The sequence below is a fragment of the Gordonia spumicola genome (assembly GCF_009932475.1).
GTDB lineage: Bacteria > Actinomycetota > Actinomycetes > Mycobacteriales > Mycobacteriaceae > Gordonia > Gordonia spumicola.
This window is the reverse complement of record NZ_BJOV01000003.1, coordinates 894,584-916,733: the sequence shown is the minus strand read 5'-3', so window position 1 is coordinate 916,733 and position 22,150 is coordinate 894,584. Positions and strand designations below refer to the sequence as shown.

At 67.6% G+C, this 22,150-nt stretch carries 22 protein-coding genes; 12 read left to right on the top strand and 10 right to left on the bottom strand.

Going from position 1 to position 22,150, the window contains the following annotated elements; translation table 11 throughout:
• Positions 1–23 precede the first annotated feature (23 nt).
• Positions 24–1,304, top strand: a complete 1,281-nt coding sequence (locus GYB83_RS10365) for an alpha-hydroxy-acid oxidizing protein (protein ID WP_161895404.1) — start codon at positions 24–26, stop codon at positions 1,302–1,304.
• 180 nt (positions 1,305–1,484) lie between these two features.
• Here GYB83_RS10365 and GYB83_RS10360 read toward each other — a convergent pair whose 3' ends face one another.
• The 3 genes from GYB83_RS10360 to GYB83_RS10350 all read right to left on the bottom strand — a co-directional run bounded on the left by GYB83_RS10360 (position 1,485) and on the right by GYB83_RS10350 (position 3,504).
• Positions 1,485–2,258 (bottom strand): CPBP family intramembrane glutamic endopeptidase, encoded by a 774-nt coding sequence (locus GYB83_RS10360; RefSeq protein WP_161895403.1) that lies wholly within the window; start codon positions 2,256–2,258, stop codon positions 1,485–1,487.
• Between the two features lie 227 nt (positions 2,259–2,485).
• Positions 2,486–2,806, bottom strand: a complete 321-nt coding sequence (locus tag GYB83_RS10355; protein WP_161895402.1) for an AzlD domain-containing protein — start codon at positions 2,804–2,806, stop codon at positions 2,486–2,488.
• The gene (locus GYB83_RS10350; RefSeq protein WP_161895401.1) at positions 2,803–3,504 is read right to left on the bottom strand and encodes an AzlC family ABC transporter permease; all 702 of its coding nucleotides are present in this window, start codon (positions 3,502–3,504) and stop codon (positions 2,803–2,805) included. The genes GYB83_RS10355 and GYB83_RS10350 overlap by 4 nt, the downstream gene beginning before the upstream one ends.
• Positions 3,505–3,522: 18 nt before the next feature.
• Here GYB83_RS10350 and GYB83_RS10345 point away from each other — a divergent pair, with 18 nt between their 5' ends.
• Together GYB83_RS10345 and GYB83_RS10340 are read left to right on the top strand one after the other, a co-directional pair.
• Entirely contained in the window at positions 3,523–4,113 is a 591-nt protein-coding gene (locus GYB83_RS10345; RefSeq protein ID WP_161895400.1) for a helix-turn-helix domain-containing protein, read from the top strand.
• An 82-nt stretch (positions 4,114–4,195) separates the two neighbouring features.
• Positions 4,196–5,614, top strand: coding sequence for an LLM class flavin-dependent oxidoreductase (locus GYB83_RS10340; protein ID WP_161895399.1), 1,419 nt, complete (start codon positions 4,196–4,198; stop codon positions 5,612–5,614).
• 3 nt (positions 5,615–5,617) lie between these two features.
• On the opposite strand, the gene GYB83_RS10335 is transcribed toward GYB83_RS10340, so the two are convergent.
• A complete protein-coding gene (locus GYB83_RS10335; protein ID WP_161895398.1) occupies positions 5,618–6,487 on the bottom strand; it encodes an oxygenase MpaB family protein in 870 nt (289 codons plus the stop codon).
• A gap of 82 nt (positions 6,488–6,569) precedes the next feature.
• Between GYB83_RS10335 and GYB83_RS10330 the strand changes: the two genes are divergently transcribed.
• The 5 genes from GYB83_RS10330 (at position 6,570) to GYB83_RS10310 (ending at position 10,869) form a co-directional block, all read left to right on the top strand.
• Entirely contained in the window at positions 6,570–7,211 is a 642-nt protein-coding gene (locus tag GYB83_RS10330) for a TetR/AcrR family transcriptional regulator (RefSeq protein ID WP_161895397.1), read from the top strand.
• Positions 7,212–7,215: 4 nt separating this feature from the next.
• A complete protein-coding gene (locus GYB83_RS10325; protein ID WP_161895396.1) occupies positions 7,216–7,830 on the top strand; it encodes a TetR/AcrR family transcriptional regulator in 615 nt (204 codons plus the stop codon).
• Between the two features lie 86 nt (positions 7,831–7,916).
• Positions 7,917–9,119, top strand: a complete 1,203-nt coding sequence (locus GYB83_RS10320) for an acyl-CoA dehydrogenase family protein (protein WP_161895395.1) — start codon at positions 7,917–7,919, stop codon at positions 9,117–9,119.
• Positions 9,116–10,132: a phosphotransferase family protein gene (locus GYB83_RS10315; RefSeq protein WP_161895394.1), complete on the top strand. Its 1,017-nt coding sequence runs from the start codon at positions 9,116–9,118 to the stop codon at positions 10,130–10,132. The genes GYB83_RS10320 and GYB83_RS10315 overlap by 4 nt, the downstream gene beginning before the upstream one ends.
• A complete protein-coding gene (locus GYB83_RS10310) occupies positions 10,129–10,869 on the top strand; it encodes an SDR family NAD(P)-dependent oxidoreductase (protein WP_161895393.1) in 741 nt (246 codons plus the stop codon). Before GYB83_RS10315 ends, GYB83_RS10310 begins: the two co-directional genes overlap by 4 nt.
• A 134-nt stretch (positions 10,870–11,003) precedes the next feature.
• Here GYB83_RS10310 and GYB83_RS10305 read toward each other — a convergent pair whose 3' ends face one another.
• Entirely contained in the window at positions 11,004–11,666 is a 663-nt protein-coding gene (locus tag GYB83_RS10305; RefSeq protein WP_161895392.1) for a histidine phosphatase family protein, read from the bottom strand.
• 306 nt (positions 11,667–11,972) lie between these two features.
• Here GYB83_RS10305 and GYB83_RS10300 point away from each other — a divergent pair, with 306 nt between their 5' ends.
• Complete coding sequence (locus GYB83_RS10300) at positions 11,973–13,226, top strand: ROK family transcriptional regulator (protein WP_228461370.1); 1,254 nt, start codon at positions 11,973–11,975, stop codon at positions 13,224–13,226.
• A gap of 10 nt (positions 13,227–13,236) precedes the next feature.
• Here GYB83_RS10300 and GYB83_RS10295 read toward each other — a convergent pair whose 3' ends face one another.
• On the bottom strand, positions 13,237–15,165 hold the full coding sequence (locus tag GYB83_RS10295; protein ID WP_161895391.1) for a TerD family protein: 1,929 nt from the start codon (positions 15,163–15,165) through the stop codon (positions 13,237–13,239).
• Positions 15,166–15,317: 152 nt separating this feature from the next.
• On the opposite strand from GYB83_RS10295, the gene GYB83_RS10290 reads away from it, so the two are divergent.
• Positions 15,318–15,743: a hypothetical protein gene (locus GYB83_RS10290; protein ID WP_161895390.1), complete on the top strand. Its 426-nt coding sequence runs from the start codon at positions 15,318–15,320 to the stop codon at positions 15,741–15,743.
• Positions 15,744–15,867: 124 nt separating this feature from the next.
• The gene (locus GYB83_RS10285; RefSeq protein ID WP_161895389.1) at positions 15,868–16,533 is read left to right on the top strand and encodes a hypothetical protein; all 666 of its coding nucleotides are present in this window, start codon (positions 15,868–15,870) and stop codon (positions 16,531–16,533) included.
• Between the two features lie 287 nt (positions 16,534–16,820).
• Here the strand turns inward: GYB83_RS10285 and GYB83_RS10280 are convergent, their stop codons facing one another.
• The 4 genes from GYB83_RS10280 to GYB83_RS10265 are packed head-to-tail and all read right to left on the bottom strand — an operon-like array spanning position 16,821 to position 20,782.
• On the bottom strand, positions 16,821–17,654 hold the full coding sequence (locus tag GYB83_RS10280) for an ABC transporter permease (RefSeq protein ID WP_161895388.1): 834 nt from the start codon (positions 17,652–17,654) through the stop codon (positions 16,821–16,823).
• Complete coding sequence (locus tag GYB83_RS10275) at positions 17,651–18,658, bottom strand: ATP-binding cassette domain-containing protein (RefSeq protein ID WP_161895387.1); 1,008 nt, start codon at positions 18,656–18,658, stop codon at positions 17,651–17,653. Before GYB83_RS10275 ends, GYB83_RS10280 begins: the two co-directional genes overlap by 4 nt.
• 50 nt (positions 18,659–18,708) lie before the next feature.
• Positions 18,709–19,614: an adenylate/guanylate cyclase domain-containing protein gene (locus GYB83_RS10270; RefSeq protein ID WP_161895386.1), complete on the bottom strand. Its 906-nt coding sequence runs from the start codon at positions 19,612–19,614 to the stop codon at positions 18,709–18,711.
• Positions 19,607–20,782 carry a TetR/AcrR family transcriptional regulator gene (locus tag GYB83_RS10265; RefSeq protein ID WP_161895385.1) on the bottom strand — a complete coding sequence of 392 codons (1,176 nt, stop codon included), beginning with the start codon at positions 20,780–20,782 and terminating at the stop codon, positions 19,607–19,609. Before GYB83_RS10265 ends, GYB83_RS10270 begins: the two co-directional genes overlap by 8 nt.
• A gap of 127 nt (positions 20,783–20,909) precedes the next feature.
• Here GYB83_RS10265 and GYB83_RS10260 point away from each other — a divergent pair, with 127 nt between their 5' ends.
• On the top strand, positions 20,910–22,121 hold the full coding sequence (locus tag GYB83_RS10260) for an acetyl-CoA C-acetyltransferase (protein WP_161895384.1): 1,212 nt from the start codon (positions 20,910–20,912) through the stop codon (positions 22,119–22,121).
• Positions 22,122–22,150: the final 29 nt, after the last annotated feature.

The following is a 22,150-nucleotide window of genomic DNA, read 5'->3' as shown; positions in this document are numbered from 1 at the left end:
AGGCGGTGCGCCACAATGGCGCCATGACTTCGAGCATCGGCCGCGCACGGCAGAACGAGATCTACCGGGCAGGCATCCACGGGCGCAGTCCCTCCATCCCCACGGATTTCGCGACCCTCGAGGAGCGTGCGCGGGCGGCCATGTCGGCCCGCGGGTGGGCGTACATCGCGGGCGGCGCGGGCGAAGGCCGGACCATGGCGGCCAACCGCGACGCACTCGACCGGTGGGCGATCGTCCCCCGCGTCCTGCGGGACACGAGCGAGCGGTCGCTGCAGATCGAGTTGTTCGGTCAGACGCTGCCCGCGCCGATCTTGTTCTCGCCGGTCGGGGCCGGAGCCCTCGCCCACGACCGGGCCGACGTGCACATCGGGCACGCGGCCGCCGAGCTCGGACTCCCGTACATCTTCTCGAATCAGGGCTGCGCGCCGATGGAGGACGTCGCCGCCGAGATGGAGTCGGTCCGTCAGGGCGCGCCGCGCTGGTTCCAGCTGTACTGGTCCACCGACGACCGCCTGGTCCGCAGCCTCGTCTCACGCGCCGAGAAGATGGGTGCGGCGGCCATCGTGGTCACCCTGGACACCACGATGCTGGGCTGGCGCCCGCAGGATCTCAACCTCGGATCGCTGCCGTTCGCGCGTGCCGAGGGCATCGACCAGTACACGTCCGACCCGACGTTCTGGGAGATCGTCTCCGAACGTCTCAAGGGCGCGGTCGCCGCCAAGCCGGAGGTGAGCATCGGGGCGATCAAGACCCTGTTGTCCATCGCCCGCAACGTCCCCGGCGATCTGAGGAAGAACCTCACCGCCCCCGAGCCGAGGGCCGCGGTCGAGACGTTCCTCGACATCTACTCGCGACCGTCGCTCGACTGGGACGACATCCTCACCCTGCGCGAGATGACCGACCTTCCGATCGTCCTCAAGGGCGTCCTGCATCCCGACGACGCGCGCAAGGCCGTCGAGCTCGGGATCGACGGGATCGTCGTCTCCAATCACGGCGGGCGTCAGGTGGACGGATCGATCTCGTCCACCGACGCGCTCGTCGACATCGTCGACGCCGTGAAGGGGCAACTCAAGATCCTCGTCGACTCAGGCTTCTACACCGGCTCCGACGTGTTCAAGGCCCTCGCGCTCGGCGCCGACGCGGTCTGCATCGGCCGCCCGCACATGTACGGCCTCGCGTTGAACGGCGCCGACGGCGCGCGGGATGCCGTGGCGAACATCCTCGCCGAACTGGACCTCACCCTCGGCCTGTCCGGGCACACTGACGTGAACGCACTCGACCGCTCCGCGTTGAAGAGGCTGTAGAACCGTCGTCACACCCACGTGCTGTCGCCGCATGCTGATTGAGCCGTTGTCGGCCCCATCGCCGGTGGGGAGGTGTCTCGCTCGCGGCGACACCTCGACCTCGGCGTGTCTGAGCACACCGACGTGCGGGGCTGGACAGGAGTGTGCTGAAGCGTCTGTGACGTCGTTGCGGAGGCTCGATCAAGCAAGTGTCGGGGTGGCGGGTTCGATGCGATGGCGGCGGGCGAGAAGCAGGATCGCGAGTACGGGATACGCGAGGATCGGAACGAATGTCCCGAGGTAGGCCGTGCTCCCGAGCGTCCCGCTCAGCAACGCGAAGTCGAACAATCCGTGAAGTACAGAGTTCACCGCGTTCGACCCCGATACCCGTCGCGTCAAGTAGAAGAAGTACCCGGCGAGGCCGACGATGATCGCTTGCGGCACGGCGGAAGCTCCGTGACCGACGATGTTGCTCAAATGGACGACGCCGAATATCAGGCTCGACCAGAGCGCGACGCGACCTTCGGTCATCCCGTGCTTGCGAAGCACGGTGACACCGATCCCGCGGAACATCCCTTCTTCTCCCCAACCGACGAACTGCGTCGCGATCAGCAAGGCGAGCGTGTAACCCCATCCCTTGTCGCCCAAGGCGGAGTAGTCGATTCCGAGGACGATAGCCCCTCCGAGAATCGCGGGCACGGCCCACACCCAACGGCTGACCGGACGGTCGTCGGTGAGCACCTGTCGATTCCAGCCGAGCGCGGCGACGACGCCGTAGGTGAAGACGAGTGCCAGTCCGATCGGGATCAGCAGTGTGAAGACGACGCCGCGCGTGGAGTCCATTGAGTCTTCACCTGCGGCTTTGCCGATGAGCAGGCCGCCTGCTTGAAGGATTAGCAAGTACACGACGACGACCGCGGCGAAGGCGAGATAGCTGAGATTCCGGCCGCTCGTGAGGCCTGGAGCACGTGTCATTGCGACATCATATGCACCAGTCGCACGACGGCGATGAACAATACGATCGTCGTCGCCACATGCTGATAGGTGGCGTGCACGTCGCCAGATTTCGACTCGTCACTCGCTCGCGCTCGCGACGGCTCAATCACCGGTGGGGAGGTGTCTCGTACGTGTTCGCGACGGCTCAATCACCGGTGTGGGGCAGATCCAGTTTGCGCGACACGTGCAGTGGAGTGAGACGTCGATCAGGCCACTCCCATCAGCCTGAGCAGGGCGGTGGTCGCCGCGGCGCCGATGATGACGACGACCAGTGGGGCCTTGAACCACGCCGCGGCCACTCCGACGGCGACGCCGATCGGGCGGGCCGGACCGGTGAGCTCGTCGCCGGTGAAGAGCGCTCCGGTGAGCGCGACGGCGATGAGCAACACGATCGTCGCGCGTTCGATGGCCGCTTCGACCTGCGGTGACACCGTGACACGCGTGCGCAAGAGAAGGCCGGCGAGTCGGATGCCGTAGGTTCCCGCGGCGAGTAGCGCGAGCGCCCCGGCGAACTGCCATCCGGTCATGCGTCCACCTCCTCGGGGATCGGCTCGGCGGCGGGACGACGCCGGGTGGCGAGCCGGCCGATCGGGATGCCCAGCAGGGCGAGCATCACCGGCAGTCCGGCGGTGACGAATCCGGCCGTGGCAAGGGCGATCGTTCCGCCGAACACGGCCGCCCAGCGCGTGTCGGGATCGCGCAGGGCGGGCAAGGCGAGCGCGGCCATCAGGGCGGGGAACGCGGCGTCCAACCCCAGGGTCTCGGGACTGGCGATCACCTGGCCGACGAGTGCACCGGTGAGGCCGCCGAGCGGCCATGCCACGACGACGGCGAGTCCGCAGACGAGGAAGGCCCGACGCGCGGCGACGGGATCACGATGGGGTGCGGAGTAGACGGCCGTCTCGTCATTCACGATGTGGGCCGCGGCGTAGATGGTCTTGTCGGTGCGCACGAACCGCCCGATGGACAGTGCGTACGAGAAGTTCCGGGCGTTGACCAGCAGCCCGGCGAGGGCGCCGACGATCGGGACGCCGCCGGCCGCGACGACGGAGACGAGGACGAACTCGGACGATCCGGCGAGGACGACGCACGACATCAGGAGGATCTGCCACCAGGCGAGACCGATGCCGTGGGCGGCCGCGCCGTACGACACGCCGACGACCCACATGGACGCGCCGATGACGAGGATCTCCCGTGGGACGAATGTTCGCCATGATGAACGCATGACCATTATGATGGACCGATGGATGATGTTCGTCAAGATGGACGATCGGCCGATATTTCGAACGCCAACCCGCAGAAGCTGGTCGCCGCGGCGCTGAAGCGCGAACGGACCAGGGCGGGGCTGTCGATCACCGAACTGGCCCGGCGGGCGGGAATCGGCAAGTCGACGCTGTCGCAGTTGGAGTCGGGCGACGGCAATCCGAGCGTCGAGACCCTGTGGTCGATCAGCGTGGCGCTCGGCATCCAGTTCTCCGCGCTCGTCGACGCGCCGCGGCCGAACGTCGAGGTGATCCGGCTCGGCGAAGGTCCGACGATCACCGCTGGTGAAGCCGACTTCTACACGGCGACGCTGTTGTCGGCGGCGCGCCACGGAACGCGGCGCGACGTCTATCTGATCCGCGCCGACCGGGGGAGGCCTCGGGTGTCGCAGCCGCATGCGCGCGGCGTCGTCGAGCACGTCGTGGTGTGCGTCGGGCGGGCGAAGGCCGGGCCGACCGAGTCGGCGGTCGTCCTGAATCCCGGCGACTATGTGAACTATCCGGGCGACGTCGAGCACATCTTCGACGCCCTCGACGACGGCACGATCGCCGTCCTGCTCAGCGAGTCGTAGTCGAGCGAAGTACGCGCGGCGATTGAGCCCACCGCGCGTGGAACGGTGGCCGGGAGCGGTCGGCGGTCGCAGGATCGGGGCCATGACCCGCCAGATCCGTCTCAACGCCTTCGACATGAACTGCGTCGCCCACCAGTCGCCCGGGCTGTGGCGCCATCCCGACGATCGGTCGTGGGACTACAACACGCTCGACTACTGGGTGGACCTGGCGAAGCTCCTGGAACGCGGACGCTTCGACGGATTGTTCATCGCCGATGTGCTCGGCACGTACGACGTGTACGCCGGTACCGACGAGGCCGCGATCCGGCAAGGTGCACAGATCCCCGTGAACGACCCGTTGTTGCTGGTCTCGGCGATGGCGCACGCCACCGAGAACCTCGGATTCGGCGTCACCACCGGCACCGGATTCGAGCATCCGTACCCGTTCGCGCGCAGGCTGTCGACGCTCGACCATCTCACCCGCGGCCGCATCGGATGGAACGTCGTCACCGGCTACCTGCCGGCCGCCGTCCGCAACATGGGCGACGCGGGCCTCCTCGATCACGACGCACGGTACGACCATGCCGACGAGTATCTGACGGTCCTGTACAAGCTGTGGGAGGGATCGTGGCAGGACGACGCCGTCCGACGCGATCGGGCCGCCGGTGTGTTCGCCGACCCGGAGAAGGTCCACCACATCGGGCATCGCGGTGAGCACTTCACGGTGCCGGGCATCCACCTGAGCGAACCGTCCGCCCAGCGCACGCCGGTCGTCTACCAGGCGGGAGCCTCGACGCGCGGAAGTCGTTTCGCGGCAGAGAACGCCGAGGCGATCTTCGTCGCCGCCCCGACCAAGACGATCCTGCGCGACGTGGTCGCCCGCACGCGGGACGCACTGGTCGCAGCGGGTAGAGACCCGTACGACGCCCGGATATACACGCTCGCCACGGTGATCACCGACAGCACGCCGGAGGCGGCCCGGGCGAAGGCCGCCGACTACCGGAGGTACGCGTCGGACGAAGGATCACTCGTCTTCATGTCGGGCTGGATGGGCATCGACTTGTCCCGGTACAGCCTCGACGACCCGATCGGCGCCGTCGAGTCGAACGCGATCCAGTCGGCGGTGGCCGCGTTCTCGCAGGCGGACGAGGACGGTGAGGCGTGGCGGGTGCGCGACGTCGCCGCGTGGGGAGGGATCGGCGGGATGGGACCCGTCCTCATCGGGTCGGGTGACGAGATCGCGGAGACCTTGATCGACTGGGTCGACGACACCGACGTCGACGGATTCAACGTCGCGTACGCGGTGACTCCGGGGTCGTTCCGTGACGTCGTCGATCATGTGATTCCGGCGCTCGACGCACGTGGCGCCTACCAGTCCGAATATCGGCCGGGGTCGCTGAGGAACAAGCTGTTCGGGCGAGGTGATCGTCTCCCGGACAACCATCGGGGCGCGACGTTCCGCGTCGGGGGATCGGCGTCGACGATCGACGACTCGACCCGCGCCGTCCACGTGGGGGCGTGACGGTCAGACGAGCGGGCGGCCGGTGCGGATCCGCCAGCGGACGTCCATGAGCAGCAGCCCGAACGGGAACTGGCGGAGCGGTCGCGGCATGACCTTGACCGCGGCGCGCAGGACCGCGTTGTGAGCGTCGAAGATACGCTTCTGGGTGCGTGTCTGGGTGACGCCGAGCTTGTCGCGGAACTCGGGCGGAAGGTAGCCGACGGTGAGCAGCTCGGACCACGGGCCCAGGATCATCGAGACCGGTTTCGCCGCGAACTGGAACCTGACCAGCGACTTCAGGTAGCTGCGGATCACGTCGTCGAGTTCCATGCTCGCGACGGTCTCGTTCCAGTACGCCTCGAAGTCGGCGCGGGTCGCGGGCCACATCTCGGCGGGCATCTGGAGGGTGGTGCCCATGATCGCGCCCTGGCGGTACGCCTCTTCGGTGATGGCGGACGGGTCGCCGTACAGGCGGACCATGTCCTCCCATCCGCGGTAGAGGCAGGCGGCGACCCACAGCTGGAGCTTCGGGTCGAAGGCGTTGTACTTCACCGGGCTCGACGACGTCGAGCGGACGTGGGCGTGCGACTTGTTGACGGCCTGCCGGTACTTGCGGCGCAGTTCGGCGTCGCCCATCGCGGCGACGGCCAGGTAGGTGAGCGTGGTCCGGGTCCGCTTGATCGGGTGCTTGTACAGGTTGCCGGTGTCGACCTTGCTCTCGTAGACCCCGTAGCCGACGGCGGGCAGAGTGAGCTGCATGATCACGTTCGCGGGTCCGGCCAGGAGTGCGGGCCCGAGGAGAGTCAGGTCGTCGATCTGTTGTTCGTCGAGCTCGACGCGGGTGGCCCGCGGCATCGAGTCGGCTTCGAAGGACTCGATCGGCTGTGCAGTCATGACAACTCCAAGTGATAACGATTGTTTCCTGTTATCGATTCAACGCGTGACGTCGTCCGCTGTCAAGGAATGGAATGTCAGTATGGACTCCGTGACGAAGCCGGGTGAGACAGCGAACGAACTCCGTTCGTACGGGGGCGAAGCGGGCGACGCCAGGGTGGCCCGTCGCCGCGCGGCGCTCGTCGACGCGAGCCTGGGCATGCTGACCGAACCGGAGAGCGGCGCCGTGACCGTCCGGGGGATATGCGCCCGCGCGGGTCTCACGCCGCGCTACTTCTATGAGAGCTTCGACAACATCGACGCACTCGCGAGCGCCACCTACGACGGCGTGATCGCGGAGATCGCCGAGCGGGCGGCGGCTGCGTTCGCGTCCGGTCAGGATCCGCACGACAAGGTCCAGGCGGCCGTCGAGGCGATCGTCGACGTGATCGACTCCGACCGACGCAAAGGCAGACTCATCTTCTCCGACACGCTGCACAGTCCCGTTCTCGCAGGTAGGAGGGCGGCGTCGCTGGAACTGTTCGCTGCCCTCACCTCCGAGTCGGCGGCCCAGGTGGGGCGCATCGCACGTGTCGATGAGACGATGGCCGCAGCGCACTTCCAGGTGGGCGGCCTCGGCCGCGTCCTCGCCTCGTGGACCGAGGGTCGCTTGGACCTCGATCGCGACCGACTCGTCGCGGTGTGTGTGCGCATGATGCTGCCGACCTCGGCGGAGCGGAGCTGACTCGATGACCCGACAGACGACCGGATCGTGGCGCGACTACGGCGCCGTCCACCTTCCGGCGCCGTTGAGCGCAGCGCTCGAAGCGTTCATGGAGCACGGCTACCACGGCACATCGGTGCGCGACATAGCTTCCCGCGCAGGGCTTTCCGTGCCGGGCCTCTATCACCACTACCCGTCGAAGCAGTCGCTTCTGCAGGGGCTGCTCGAGCTGACGATGACCGACCTTCTGCGTCGTTCGGCGCAGGCGATCGAGGAGGCGGGCGACGATCCGCTGACTCGGTTCGACGCCGTCGTCGAATCGCTGTTGCGCTTCCACATGTTCCGACGTGAGCAGGCGTTCGTCGGGTCGACCGAGCTTCGGAGCCTCGACGACGAGTACCGCCCGACGTACATCGGGCACCGCACGCGCCAGCAGCGGATGGTCGACGAGATCGTCATCGACGGTGTGGCCGCGGGCGTGTTCGACACGTCGGACGCGAAGGGCGCCGCGCGGGCGGTGGCGACGATGTGCGTCGGCGTCTCGACGTGGTACCGGGTGGACGGGGAGATGTCGGCGAACGAGCTGATCGCCCGGAATCTCGAGTATGCGCGCGCGATCGTCGGCTATCACGAGCGCTGACCCTCACCTTCTTGACGTGACGTGGGTCTCGTGGGACAGTGTTCCCGAACGGACCGAGCGAGCGCTCGGTCAGAAATGGGGAGAGCATGTCGATCGACCTGTCGTACCGGCCCGAAGTGGTCGAACTGATCGCCCGGACCGAACTGTTCATCGCCGAGCACGTGCTGCCGGTCGAGAACGAGTTCCACGGAGACGTGGCCGCGGCAGGGGGCGACGATCTGCGGCGAGATCTCAACGCGAAAGCCAAGGCTGCGGGTGTCTTCGCGCCCCACGCACCCGTCGAGTTCGGCGGTCTCGGACTGACGATGTCCGAGCGTGCACCCGTCTTCGAGGCCGCAGGCGCGTCGACGTTCGGCCCCGTCGCACTGCACATCGGCGCCCCCGACGAGGGCAACGTCCACATGCTCGCGCACGTCGCCGATGAACGTCAGCGCCACGAGTACCTGGCGCCGCTCGCCGCGGGCGACGTGCGCAGTGCCTTCGCGATGACCGAGCCGTCGCCGGGCGCGGGCGCTGACCCGAACGCCCTCAACACCACGGCGACGAAGGTCGACGGCGGTTGGAAGATCAACGGCCGCAAGCGTTTCATCACCGGCGCCGACGGGGCGGGCTTCTTCATCATCATGGCCCGCACGTCCGGACAGCCGGGCGACCGCGGTGGTGCGACGATGTTCCTCGCGCCCGCGGAGACCGAGGGCATCAGCGTGGACCGCCACATCCACACCACCGACAAGTCGATGATCGGCGGGCACTGCGAGATGACGTTCGCCGACGTCTTCGTGTCGGACGAGGACGTGCTCGGCGCCGTCGACGAGGGATACCGCTACGCGCAGGTCCGGCTCGGTCCGGCCCGGATGACGCATGTGATGCGCTGGATGGGGTCGGCGGTACGGGCGCACAAGGTGGCGCTCGGCTACGTCGAACAGCGGCAGGGCTTCGGCGGTCGGCTCGGCGATCTCGGCATGATCCAGCAGCTCGTCGCCGACAACGAGATCGACCTCGCCGCGGCCCGTGCCCTCCTGGTCCGCGCATGCTGGGAACTCGACCAGGGCTCGCACGCCTCGGACGCCACCTCGATCGCGAAGACCTTCGGAGCCGAGGCGTTCTCGCGCGTCGCCGACCGCAGCATCCAGATGTGCGGCGGCCTCGGCGTCTCCGAGGATCTGCCCTTGGTGCGCATCGCGAACGAGCTGCGTCCGTTCCGCATCTACGACGGGCCGTCCGAGGTCCACCGCTGGGCCATCGCCAAACGCGCCGTCGGCCGTGTCCGCAAGGAGCGTCAGGAGTGACCGACCATCCGGGCCTGCGGGACGTCGACCTGCGGCGACTCCTCTCCGCCAACGAGGTCGACGTCGTCGGCGACCTGCGGATCGACCTGATCAGCGGAGGCCGCTCCAACTTGACGTTCGACGTGCGCGACGACGTGAGCCACTGGGTCGTCAGACGTCCGCCGATGGGCGGGCTCACCCCGTCGGCGCACGACATGGAACGCGAGTGGGCCGTGACGTCCGCCCTCGCCCAGACCTGTGTTCCCGTCGCCCCGACGATCGCGATCGACAGGTCCGGCGAGGTGATCGGCGCGCCGTGCACGGTCGTCGAGTTCGTCGACGGTGATGTGATCCGCTCGTCGGACGATCTCGCCGACCTGACCGACGAGCAGGTCGAGGCCGCGACGGACGCGCTGATCGCGGTGCTCGCCGACCTGCACGCCGTGGACTACGCGGCGGTGGGTCTTGGCGACTTCGGCCGTCCGGAGGGCTTCGCGGCACGCCAGGTCAAACTGTGGGCGCGGCAGTGGGGGATCGTCAAGACCCGCGAACTGGGCGACGTCGACCGGCTGGTCGCGGCCCTGTCCGAACGGGTCCCGACGTCGGGACGCAGCACGATCGTGCACGGCGACTTCCGCATCGACAACACGATCCTGGCGCCCGGCGACCCCGGGCGCGTGGCCGCCGTCGTCGACTGGGAGCTGTCGGCGCTCGGCGACCCGATCACCGACGTCGCTCTCATGTGCGTGTACCGAGAGCCGGTGTTCTCGTCGGTCCTCGGGTTCGACGCCGCGTGGACGAGCGACCGCATCCCCGACCCCGATTCGCTCGCCGACCGCTACTCGCGGGCCACCGGAGCCGACTTGGGCGACTGGGACTTCTATCTCGGGTTGGCGAACCTGAAACTCGGCGTCATCGCCGAAGGCATCACCCACCGAGCACTGCAGGGCGGGTCGTCCGGTGCGGCGGGCGCGGAGAAGGCCGTGGAGGCGACCGCATCATTCATCGCACGAGGTCTGGAGGCCGTGAAATGAGCACACGCAAGGTAGCCCTGGTGACCGGTGGCTCACGCGGGATCGGCGCGGCCGTCGCCGACCGGTTCGCGCGCGAGGGCTGGGACCTGACGATCAGCGCCCGCGGACAGGAAGCCCTCGACGCGCGGGCCGAACTGTTGCGCGAGCACGGGGGCCGGGTGCTGTCGGTGGCGGCCGATTCCACCGACGAGGGCGCCGTCGCCGCGCTGATCGCGCGGCACGTCGAGGAGTACGGTCGGACCGACGCGCTCGTCGTCAACGCGGGCATGGGCCTCAAGGGCGGGTTCGCCGACTTCCCCGCGCGACGATTCGACCGTCTGTACCAGGTCAACGTTCGTGCACCGTTCCAGCTGATGCAGGGCCTGCTGCCGAGCCTGCGGACCGCCGTCGACGTGGCCGGCGCCGCGAAGATCGTCGCGATCTCGTCGATCACCGGCGTGTATCCCGAGCCGGAGATGGCGGCCTACGGCGCCACCAAGGCGGCGCTGATCTCGATGTGCGAGACGTTCAACCTCGAGGAGTCGGTGAACGGCGTCGCGGCGACGTCGATCGCCCCCGGGTACGTCGACACCGACATGTCGGAGTGGACGAAGGGCGAGGGCGCGATCCCCGGCGACGAGATGATCTCCGCCGACGACGTCGCGACCGTCGCGTTCGCCGTCACCCAATTGTCCCGCTGGGCTGTCCTCCCGCAGGCGGTGCTCACTCGCCCCGGCCCCAACCTGCACCGGGCGTAGCGGGCCCCGCTCGCCGAGCGTGGTCGAGCCCGGTTCGTCGAGCGCGGCGCCGTCCTGAGCGAGCTTGCGAGTCGAAGGCTTGCACTGAGCGAGCTTGCGAGTCGAAGGGTCGAGACGATGATCGAGCCGCGCCTCTACCGGAACGTCGCGATCCGATCGGCGGCGAGGTGGCCGTGCTCGTTCACGGACACGACGGTGAGACCGCTGCGTCCGACGAGCACTTTGGTGATCGACGCGTTGACGAACGTCCTGGACACGGCGGGCCAGTCCGCGGGCGGGATTCCCCACAGCTGCGCGATGAGCAGCCCGATGGTGCCCGCGGACGACGTGACCAGGACGTTGCGTCCGGAGCCCGCGAGGGCGGCCGCGCGCTGGGCCGCGGCTCGCGTCCTGGCGAGGAATTCGACGAACGTCTCCTCGCCGGACTCGGTTCCGGCGATCCATCCGTTCAGACCGGCGTCGAGTACGCGCTGATACGCGGCACGGTCGGCGTAGAGGTCGGCTGCGGTCGTCATCAGCGATGCGGGCAGCGCGTACTCGTCCCAGTCGGCGTCCACCTCGTGGGCGGGACGTTCGTCGAATGCCTCGAGGACGGCGAAGAGCGTGGCGCGTTGGCGGGGGAGGTCGCCGGAGATCGCGGCGTCGAAGGTCGGAACGAGACGTGCGAGCAACTCGCCCGTCCGCCTGGCCTGCGCGAATCCGAGTTCGGTCAGTCCGGGCGCCGCCGGGTCGGCCTCGCCGACCCCGTAGGCGTGCGCGGGCGCCTGGCCGTGTCTCACGAGGTAGACGGCGCCCATGTCAGAAAGCCTCGGCGGATGTGGATGCGAGCGTGGCGGTGGTCACCTTTCCACCGTAGACGGCGCACCTCACTTGCCTCACGGCGCGGCGGCTTGCTAGCTTCGGGGCATGACTCGCCAGCTGCACGCAATCCCGGAGGTCACGTACGTGACCACCGCTCTGGGATGCCGCCTGCCGCTGGCACGGGTCCTCTGTTGTCGCCGAATGCGCTGAACCAGCCCATTCCCCGCCCGCGATCTGCGGGCATTCGTGAACGTTGCGCACGGTAGATCCGTGTCGCGCGTCCGGCACTAGGACCCGATCTCATGACCTCCACCCTTGCTCGTCCCATCCCCGCCACGACCGTCGACGTCGCTCCGGTTCGACTCCGCGCGGTGCCGTCGCCCTCCGCACCGCATGTCGCGACCGCCGGCCTGCAGCTGTCTACGAAGGCCGCCGCACTCGTCCTCCGTACCGCTCGAGTGTCGGGTCCGGTGTTCCGCGACGACACCGCCGCCGCGACCGGCCTCTCGATCTCGACGGTCAACCGCCAGGTCAGCGCCCTGCTGAAGGCGGGTCTGATCCGTGAGCGCGCCGATCTCACGCCGCCCGGTGCGGTCGGACGTCCGCGCGTGCCGTTCGAGATCAACACGACCGGCTTTCTCACGGTCGGCATCCACATCGGATACAAGACGACGTCGATCACCACGCACGACCTCATGCACCGTGTGGTCGGGGCCATCGCGATCCCCACCCCGCAGGCCGCGACCGCCGAGGAGGTCGTCGCGGCGGTCGGGCAGTCGGCCCGTCGTTTCGCCGACCGGTGGGTCGGCAAGCGTCTGCTGTGGGCGGGCGTCGCCATCGGTGGACGCGTCGCCGACGGCGGTGTGGTCGACCATCCGCGCCTGGGCTGGTCGAAGGTGCCGGTCGGTCGGGTGATCGCGGAGACGATCGGCCTCCCGGTGTCGGTCGCATCGCACGTCGAGGCGATGGCCGCCGCGGAGCTGGTCGTGAACACACCGTCCGACCAGGGCCAGAACTTCCTCTACTTCTACGCGCGTGAGATGGTCGGCATCGCGTTCAGCGTCGACGGCACGGTTCACACGCCCGCCGCCGGTCCGCCGACGATCGGTCACTTCCCGACCGGGGCCACCACGCTGCTCGACCCCGACAACACGGGTCGACTCGAGGACACCGTCGGCGACTCGGGCGTCCTGTACGCCGCGGAGAAGGCCGGCCTGTCGGTCACGTCGATCGACGAGCTGCGTGCCGCGGCCCGGACCGGCGACACCGTCGCCCATGACATCCTCAGCGAGCGCGCCGAGGTCCTCGGGCGCACGGTCGCGTTGATCTCGGACATCTTCAACCCCGATCACGTGATCCTCGGCGGTCAGGCGTTCACCGACTACCCCGAGGCGCTGCCCGCGGTCAGCAAGGCCCTCCGCGCGACGTCGGTCGTCACCCAGCGGGACGTCCGCGTGGCACGCTCGGCGATCACCGTTCAGCAGAAGGCCGCGGGAGCCGTCGCCCTCGATGCCATCTACGCCGACCCGCTCGACGCTCTCTCGCACACCGACTGACCCGCCGCGGTCAGCTCGGCAGCTTCAACGACGACGCAACGTCTGCGTAGAACGTGTTGACCAGGTGGGTGATCGTCGCGGCGAATGCCGTCGACGACCCTGCCCGCTTGGTGCCGACGGTCTGTTCGACGGTGACCGTGAACTCGCGGATCGTACGTCCGTCCGCGGGAACCAGGAGTGTGGGCTGCTCGCGGGCGTCGCCGATCAGTACTGCGGTCGTTTCACGGCATCCGGCGTGATGAACAGTGATCCGAGTCTTCGGGGCGACGTCGGACAGCTGGCGGAGAAGCCAGTTGACGTGGGTCAGCGGCCGACCCGATCGAGACGCCGGAACCGTCACAGAGCAGCTTGCCTTGTCCCGGGTCAGATCCGCTTCGACGATGAGCGCGCCGACCACGCCTGCCGTTCGGAGAGTCCCGAACAGTTTGCCGGAGTCGGCGAGCTGTCGAGCCCGACTCACAGTGTCCTTGTGCTCTGCCGGCGGTATCGCTTGGACGCGTTGGCCGAGCATCGCGGTCAACTGGAGTGCGCAATGCCGGATGAGACGGTCGAAGTGTTCGCAGACATCGAGTGGCGCCGAGTCGCGTGCGCTGATAGTGCGCGTCTTGACCCCGTCACGGACATGGACCCACGACTTGCCCATGTCATCGAACACACCGAGTCCGCTCGCCGGATGCGTGGCGTAGACGAGGTACTCGTGGAGCAGTCGGCTCCGTTCCCGATCATCGACGCCGGTGTGGTGCAACGTGGTCGACGCGATCGTGATGATCTCTTCCCAGGCGATGTGGTGGAGCGCGACGGACTTGACCGAACGTGCGTCGGGTTGGACGCCCCACCCTCCGGCGGTCGGACTCAACTGTGGGCTGATGGTGATCACGGCGTCGTACTTGCGATCCTTGGCGACGGCCAGATAGGTGCCGACTTGCTCGGCGTCGAGCCGTCGTGTGCCGATCTTGACCTCGACCAGGGCCGTCCATGTCGTCGAACCGCGCGTGACGCGTATCAGCCCGTCGGGTCGTGCTTCGGATCCGTTGAACGGGAAGGCAGGCTCGACGAACGTCTCGATTCTGCCTCCGGGCGCGCCGATCGCCGCCATCACGGCCCGGCCGAACTCTCGGACGATCTCCAATGTGGACAGGAATATCGACGTCGCCCGAACCTCCTGCTCGCTCGAGGACTTCGGGCCGATCACCGGAAACAGCCGGGACGGATGGAAGGGCGTCGGTGCGGGCACGGGGAGATACGGGGTGGCTCGCTCCAGCCAGTCGGCGGGAAGTCGAGGCGCGCGCCGCTGACGCTTGATCTGCACATTCGGTTCAGGAGTCGGCTCCACAACGGCATCGTCAGGAGCTGGGACAGCATCGGGTGTGGGCTCGGGTGCGGAGTTGTCGACGTCGATCCCGTACTCGGCGGCCAACGGTCCGAGCCCATCCGCGTAGCCCTGACCGACCGCCCTGAGCTTCCACTGAGTGTCCCGACGGTACACCTCGCCGAGGATCAGGGCCCGCTCGGTGGCGAGGCCGTCGACGGGAAACGTCGCGATCGTGTGGTCGCCCGACTCTGCCACAAGCGTGGTGCTCGTGGCGTCGCCGAACGTCGCGTCGGTGTCGGGATCGATGCTTGCGCACAGCACGATGCGGTCGACATCCGACGGCACGACTGCGAGGTCGATGATGACGCAGTCTCGGCTCGTCGTGACATCGTCGTCTGATCGAGGGAGGAGCTGGACTGAGTTGTCGACACTGTTCGGCTGGTTGTAGAACACCAGGTCGTCGTTCGATCGGACCCGGCCGTCGACGCCGAGGAGCAGTGCGCTGGTGTCTGTGGTGATGCCTCCGTCCGATGCGACTTCGATCGCGATCTGAATCCGGGGAGACAGGTCGGAGTCGCCGGTTGTGAGGGGCGTGTTCGCGCCTTTGGTCAACAATGTCGCCACCATTCGAATCAACCTACCGGTCGGCCGGACATCGGTGATGCGACTTCCGTGTCGTCCGTACGGACCAACCTGGACCCGGGGCTCACGGACACTGCGCTGTGATCTGGAACGGGACTCGGGGCGTGTGAGCGGTCCGAGCGCGCTACGCTTCGCCCATGTCGGAGGAGGACGGCGCACAGCAGGCGCGCGAGGCGATGGGCCTGTTCGCGAAATCGCAGGAGCAGGCGCTCAAGGTGGCGGGGGAGACGATCAACCGCATCCGCGGGGTGGCCGGCGCGGCGGCCGATCCCGAGGAGTTGCTTCGGCAGGTCGCAGAGCTGAGCGGCGCGGTGACAGGTCTGGCGGGCAGCGCGACAGGCGTGGCCGGCGCCATCGCGCAGCCGTTGCAGGACTTCATCGTCCAGCAGCGGAAGCTGGCCGAGACGATTGCGAAGTTCGCCGAAGTGCAGGCCGAGCTGTCCGGCGTCGTCGCCGAGTTCGCACAACGACAGGCGTCGACGGTCGCCGCGCTGGAGAAGGTGACCACACCGGTCCTCGGCCTCATGGGTGCGCAGCGGGCAGGCGGCGAGACGGGCTCCTGAGTATCGGAGCGCAGAGCTGCTCTATCGGACGTTGAGTGGGTTCGCCCAGATTTCAGTCGGAGCGTCGACATGAAAGCATCCTTTGAGTCGATGACTACATTCGTCGGCTACCATTGATTAGCGAATGAACACGCAAATCATGGGAGCTTGCTGTCGCATGGTAGATCGGCTAAAGAAGTTTCTTAAGTTCTTGGGGATGTTGGCTCCGATTGCGGCAGCACTGGCGGCGGCCTTCAGTGCATGGGCGGCGTTGAACTCGCTGGAGGTCGCGAGCAACGTGATGGAGAGTGACAGGGCTTCGCTGACTGTTGTCGAACTACCTCGGGAGTCCTTCGACAAGAATGCGCTGGGGGATATCGAGTTCGCCAACTATCTGGTTCGGAATGTCGGAAAGCGGCCGGCGACGATACTTGCCCTTCAAATGCGCCGCGGCGACATATCTCGGATTGCCATATTGGGGACGCCCGAGAGTCTGGGTATGAAGTCGAGTTCTGCGACCGAAGGGGACTCAGTATCCGTTCCTGGAAAGGTACACGTTGAGCCGGGTGGTGCGGAGTGGCTCATGGTTCGGTCGGATTGGTTGGCACGAGCCCACGTGCAATGGGGAATGTGCGGAGTCGCTGAAGATCGAACCGAGTATTCATTGATCGGCGGTGCCGAGGACCTCTACTTCGAGATTCCTGATCGAGTGAGGGAGCAGGCGGAAACACTGTGCCGGACTTGGTCGATGTGGGCAGATGTGAACGATTCCGAGTCCCCCTCCGTCCCGCCGCCGACAGGGGGCGGCTAGTTTCGGAACACGACAGTAGTGTCGACTCTTCGACTGTCGGAGCGCGTCGGCACCTGGGTCGAGCGCACCCGAGTGCCACAGTGACTGTTCACAACCAACCGCTTGGAATCACAGGGGTCGCGGCCCGCTCCGGGCTGCACTCGCTCCGGTGACTTGGTGCCGACGGTCCGCCCCTCGTACTGATCGAGTTGGCCGAGAGCCCGCGCCTTATCTACGTACCCTCAGTTCCGAAGAGCAGCTCTTCTCGGCACGACGCTTCGGAGCAGGCGCGATCGCCGGTGAGACCGTCAGTCGGCGGTGCGTCGACGGAAGGCGCGCAGGGCGAACGGCGCGAACACCGCGGTGAGAGCCACGGACCACAGGATCGTCGCCAGGATCGGATGCTGAAGTGGGAGGGCCGCCGAGTCGGGTGCGTGGGGGCCGTTGCCCCACAGCTGACGCATCGCCTGGACCAGCGACGACACCGGATTCCATTCGGCGATGGTCCGCAACCATGTCGCCATCGGGTCCGTCGGCACGAACGCGTTCGACAGGAACGTCAGCGGGAACAGCAGGGTGAACATGAAGCCGTTCACCGCCTCGACCGACTTGAGCCACGATCCGATGAGGATGCCGAACCAGATCATCCCGAAACCGAACACCAACACCAGGGCGAACGCGAGGACCGCCTCGGGGAACGAGTTGTGAATCCGCCAGCCGATCACCAGGCCGGTCAACGCCATCACGACGATGCCGATCGACGAGTGCATGAGCGAGGCGATGGCACGACCGACCAGATACGACGTCCGATTGATCGGCAGGGACCGGAAGCGGTCGACGATGCCCTTGTCGACGTCGGCGGTGATCCCGTTCGCGACGATGAACGCGGTGAACACGATGGTCTGACCCATGATGCCCGGGAGGAGGTACTCGCGGTAGCTGCCGCCACCGGGGATCGGCATCGCCGGGCCGAACACGAAGGCGAACAGCACGACGAACATGATCGGCTGCACCGTGACGTCGGACAGCATCTCCGGCATCCGCTTGGTGTGGATCATGCTGCGCTGCACCATGATCGCCGTCTGACGCCACACGCTCGGCGGATTGATCGCGAGGCGGGGGTCGATCGCGGGGGCGCTCATGCGCTCGCTCCTTCTTCGGAAACGGAATCGGAATCGGTGGTCGTGACGGTGCGGTCGGCCTTGTGGCCGGTGAGGGAGAGGAAGACGTCGTCCAGGCTGGGGCGCGACAGCCCGAGGTCGTCGATCGCGATTCCCGACTCGTCGAGGAGCGCCGCGACGCGCGTCAGGTCGGCGAGACCGCCTGCCGGAACGGTGAGCGTGCGGGCGTGTTCGTCGATGAACACGTCGTCGACGACGGTGCGCAGGACCGTGCGGGCCGCCTGCAGGTCGGCCGGGTGGGTGACGGTGGTGATCAGGCTCGCGGCGCCCGCCTGCGTCTTGAGTTCCAGCGGAGTCCCCTCGGCGATGATGCGGCCCGCGTCGATGACGACGATCCGGTCGGCGAGCTGATCGGCCTCCTCCAGATACTGGGTGGTCAGCACCAGGGTGGTCCCCGCCGCGACGAGGCCGCGTAGCACGTCCCACAGTTCGTTGCGGCTGTGCGGATCGAGTCCGGTCGTCGGTTCGTCGAGGAACAGGACGGGCGGCGCGGCGATCAGACTCACGGCGAGGTCGATGCGACGACGCATGCCCCCGGAGTACTCGCGGACAGTCTTGTCGCCCGCGTCGGTGAGCGAGAACTGGTGGAGCAACTGCTCGGTGCGTTCCTTCAACGCCTTCCGGCCGATGCCGTAGAGGCCGCCGATCATCCGCATGTTCTCGCGGCCGGTCAGCAGCTCGTCGACGGTCGCGGCCTGCCCGGTGAGTCCCATGCTGCGTCGGACGGCGTCCGGGTCGTCGTGCACGTCGAATCCGTTGATCCGGGCCGTGCCCGACGTCGGTGCGCTCAGCGTCGTCATCATGCGGACCGTGGTCGTCTTGCCCGCGCCGTTCGGTCCCAGCATGCCGAGCACGGTTCCGGCGGGCACGGAGAAGCTGACGCCGTCGACCGCCGTGAAATCGCCGAAGCGCTTCACCAGATCGACGGCTTCAACAGCGGCGGAGGTGTCGTGTCGACTCGTCATACGACAACGCTACGACAGGGGTACGACAATGAGCGAGGCGAATTACGCGGTCAGCGCCGCTCGTCCCAGTGCCGGTTCCGGACGACGGACCAAGCGTGCAGGCGGCGGTACCCGCGCACCGACAGCGTCGGGATGGAGCTGACGTAGAAGCGTTCGTCGCCCTTGAGGTCCTCGGACAGGTTCTCGTCGACAAGCGTGGTGCCGGAACGGGCCGACCCGGCCAGGCGTGCGGCGATGTTGACCGGCTCGCCGAACACGTCGCCGAGTCGAGTGAGCGCGTGACCTCGGGCGATCCCGATCCGCAGGGCTGGGATCTCGCCGTCGGACGCCACCACGTGCAGGGCGACGGCGGTCTCGGCGGCGGCGCGGGCGTCGGGCGAGGTGAACATCACGGCGTCGCCGATCGTCTTGACGACCTGTCCGCCGTTCTCCACGACGATCGTGTGCGCCGAGGATTCGAACCTCTCGAGCAGATTCTCGAGGTCGGCCATCCCCAACTGGCGAGACATCGACGTGTAGCCGACGATGTCGGCGAATCCCACGATGGTGTCGACCTCGTGATCGGCCGCCTCGGGCGCGCGCATGTACGACTCCAGGTGACGCCGCCAGACGAGCGTCTGCAGGTGGGCGAGCGCGTCGATCATCTGGTCGGTGGTGGCGGCGACGCCGTCGTTCGCGGAGAGCAGCCGGATCTGCTCGGCCTGCCATTCGGCGAGACGGGCCGTCGCCTGGCCGATCGAGCGGGCCGCCGCGAGCTGTGCCGACGTGTCCATCGCGTTGTCGCCCTGCACATAGATGGCGAGGGCGGCGAGGTCCTCTCGGGTGAACCGGTGGCCCGACGCCCCGGTGTCCTGTGCGAAGCCGAAGGCGTTCCAGAACCGGAGCGCGTAGTCGTGATCGAGGTGGAGCGCGTCGACGAGTTCCTCACGACTGAAGCTGACCGGATCGTCAGACACCGAGGAGTCCCTTCATCAGGTACGCCATTCGGGCCGCGAACTCGGGACGCGCGGTGCTGCGCGGCAGTCGTTCGGCGTCGTTCACGATCGCCAGGGCGGCGTGCACGACGAGTCCCGTCGATTCGACGCTGCGCTCCGGGGCGTACTCGGTCAGCAGCTGGATCCACCGTGCCACATAGCGCCGCTGACTGGCGACCAATTCGCCGGCATGCGGATCGCCGGACAGCACGTTTCCACTGGTCAGTGCCACGATGAGGTCGGGCGATGAGGTGATCACATGCACATAGGTGTCGACGAGCGACCTCAACCGCACCTCGGGGCTCGGACTGGCCGCGTACGCCACCATCGCCCACGCGTCGAGTTGAGTGGCGCTGCGCTGGCCGATCGCCATCAGGATGGCGTTCTTGGACGGGAAGTGCTTGTAGACGCTCGGCCCCGTGATGCCGACCGCCGCGCCGATCTCGTCGACGCCCGTCCCGGCGAAACCGTTGCGCGAGATGAGCTCCGCCGCGGCGTCGAGGATCTCGTCGCGCCGCGTGCTCGGCGTGTCGATGCCGACAGGCTGGGCGAGGGGTTCCGCGTCGCTCGGGGTGAGCTGCAGGATCCGTCGAAGCAGCGCGAGGAGTTCGGCCTCGACGTTCAACGGAACCGTGCGGACGGCGCGACCGACGACGCTGCCGACCACGCTCAGCACGGCGCCCGCGAGATACATGGTCTCGCGTTCGGTCAGGTCGGGGCGCGTGGAGCCGATGGCCGACGCCCACTGTCGCAGCACGTCGCGGGTGCGCCGGACGACGTCCCGGTTCTGCTCCACCGAGAGGTGTTGGCCCGACCATCTCCACAACGACGTCGACTGCGGATTCGAGATGCTCAACCGCACGGCGGCCAGGGCGAGCGCCTCCGCGGGGTCGTCGGCGCGATCGAGATGCGCCGACGCGGTCGCGGTCTCCATGTCGTCGACGGACGCCCGGACGGCGTCGTACAGGAGGGCCTGTTTGTCCTCGAAGTGCCGGTACACGGTCGGCGCGCTGACGCCCGCCTGCCGGGCGATGTCGGCGACGCTGACGTGTGGGTATCCGCGATCGGCGAAGAGCAGGGTCGCGGCGTCGATCAGCTGGCGCCTGCGGTCGTTGGACCGGGCGCGGCGCACACCTGAAGTTGACGTCATGGTGAACCGACCATAGCCGAAGTCTGGATGAATTTGTAGGCATCTGACCTCCCGCTATAGCCAAAACCGTTATTGGGGGTTAGCCTCATGGTCGTAACCATCTGAGGTTCGTGTGAAAGGAACACCTGTGTCCGACGAAGCATTCATCTACGAGGCGGTCCGCACGCCCCGTGGCAAGCAGCGCGGAGGCTCGCTGCACAGCGTCAAGCCGATCGATCTCGTCTCGGGTCTGATCGACGGACTTCTCGCCCGTCACGGCGATCTCGATCCCAAGGACATCAACGACGTCGTTCTCGGCGTCGTGTCGCCGGTCGGCGAGCAGGGCGCCGTGATCGCACGTACCGCAGCGCTCACGTCGGGTCTCGGCGAGACAGTGCCCGGCACCCAGATCAACCGCTTCTGCGCCTCCGGCCTGGAGGCCGTGAACCTGGCTGCGGCCAAGGTCCGCTCGGGCTTCGACGACCTCGTCCTCGCGGGCGGCGTCGAGTCGATGTCGCGCGTGCCGATGGGCAGCGACGGCGGCGCGCTCTTCATGGACCCCGCCACCGCGTACGACAACTACATCGCACCGCAGGGCATCGGCGCCGACCTCATCGCGACCATCGAGGGCTTCTCGCGCGACGACGTCGACGCGTACGCAGCCGAGTCGCAGCGTCGCGCCGCACAGGCGTGGGACGAGGGTCGCTTCTCGAAGTCGATCATCCCCGTCAAGGACATCAACGGCGTCACGCTCCTCGACAACGATGAGCACCGTCGTCCCGGCACCACCGTCGAGAGCCTCGGCAAGCTCAAGCCCGCGTTCGCGGGCCTCGCTGCCATGGCGGGCTTCGACGACGTCGTGATGCAGAAGTACCCGAACGTCGAGCAGGTCAATCACGTCCACACCGGCGGCAACAGCTCCGGCATCGTCGACGGCTCCGGCCTGGTCCTCATCGGCTCCGAGGAGGCGGGCAAACGCAACGGCCTGACTCCGCGCGGCCGCATCGTCTCGTACGGCGAGATCGGTTCCGAGCCGTCGATCATGCTCACCGGCCCGACCCCGTCGACCGAGCTCGCCCTCAAGCGCGCGGGCCTGACCGTCGACGACATCGACGTGTTCGAGCTGAACGAGGCCTTCGCCTCGGTCGTCATGAAGTGGATGAAGGACCTCAAGGTTCCCCACGAGAAGGTCAACATCAACGGCGGCGCCATCGCCCTCGGTCACCCGCTCGGCGCCACCGGCGCGATGATCCTCGGCTCGACCCTGGACGAGCTGGACCGCATCGGCGGCCGCTACGGCCTGGTCACCCTCTGCATCGGCGGCGGCATGGGCGTCGCAACCGTCATCGAGCGCCTCTGACGGCCACGGAACAAAAGGAAAAGACTTTC

Coding starts and splice junctions, on each gene's coding strand:
- GYB83_RS10295 (WP_161895391.1), bottom strand. CDS start 15,165: ATGGTGGCGACATTGTTGACCAAAGGCGCGAACACGCCCCTCACAACC.
- GYB83_RS10265 (WP_161895385.1), bottom strand. CDS start 20,782: ATGACGTCAACTTCAGGTGTGCGCCGCGCCCGGTCCAACGACCGCAGG.
- GYB83_RS10325 (WP_161895396.1), top strand. CDS start 7,216: ATGACCCGACAGACGACCGGATCGTGGCGCGACTACGGCGCCGTCCAC.
- GYB83_RS10310 (WP_161895393.1), top strand. CDS start 10,129: ATGAGCACACGCAAGGTAGCCCTGGTGACCGGTGGCTCACGCGGGATC.
- GYB83_RS10305 (WP_161895392.1), bottom strand. CDS start 11,666: ATGGGCGCCGTCTACCTCGTGAGACACGGCCAGGCGCCCGCGCACGCC.
- GYB83_RS10340 (WP_161895399.1), top strand. CDS start 4,196: ATGACCCGCCAGATCCGTCTCAACGCCTTCGACATGAACTGCGTCGCC.
- GYB83_RS10345 (WP_161895400.1), top strand. CDS start 3,523: ATGGATGATGTTCGTCAAGATGGACGATCGGCCGATATTTCGAACGCC.
- GYB83_RS10365 (WP_161895404.1), top strand. CDS start 24: ATGACTTCGAGCATCGGCCGCGCACGGCAGAACGAGATCTACCGGGCA.
- GYB83_RS10360 (WP_161895403.1), bottom strand. CDS start 2,258: ATGACACGTGCTCCAGGCCTCACGAGCGGCCGGAATCTCAGCTATCTC.
- GYB83_RS10300 (WP_228461370.1), top strand. CDS start 11,973: ATGACCTCCACCCTTGCTCGTCCCATCCCCGCCACGACCGTCGACGTC.
- GYB83_RS10335 (WP_161895398.1), bottom strand. CDS start 6,487: ATGACTGCACAGCCGATCGAGTCCTTCGAAGCCGACTCGATGCCGCGG.
- GYB83_RS10330 (WP_161895397.1), top strand. CDS start 6,570: ATGGACTCCGTGACGAAGCCGGGTGAGACAGCGAACGAACTCCGTTCG.
- GYB83_RS10350 (WP_161895401.1), bottom strand. CDS start 3,504: ATGCGTTCATCATGGCGAACATTCGTCCCACGGGAGATCCTCGTCATC.
- GYB83_RS10285 (WP_161895389.1), top strand. CDS start 15,868: ATGAACACGCAAATCATGGGAGCTTGCTGTCGCATGGTAGATCGGCTA.
- GYB83_RS10320 (WP_161895395.1), top strand. CDS start 7,917: ATGTCGATCGACCTGTCGTACCGGCCCGAAGTGGTCGAACTGATCGCC.
- GYB83_RS10275 (WP_161895387.1), bottom strand. CDS start 18,658: ATGACGAGTCGACACGACACCTCCGCCGCTGTTGAAGCCGTCGATCTG.
- GYB83_RS10290 (WP_161895390.1), top strand. CDS start 15,318: ATGTCGGAGGAGGACGGCGCACAGCAGGCGCGCGAGGCGATGGGCCTG.
- GYB83_RS10280 (WP_161895388.1), bottom strand. CDS start 17,654: ATGAGCGCCCCCGCGATCGACCCCCGCCTCGCGATCAATCCGCCGAGC.
- GYB83_RS10355 (WP_161895402.1), bottom strand. CDS start 2,806: ATGACCGGATGGCAGTTCGCCGGGGCGCTCGCGCTACTCGCCGCGGGA.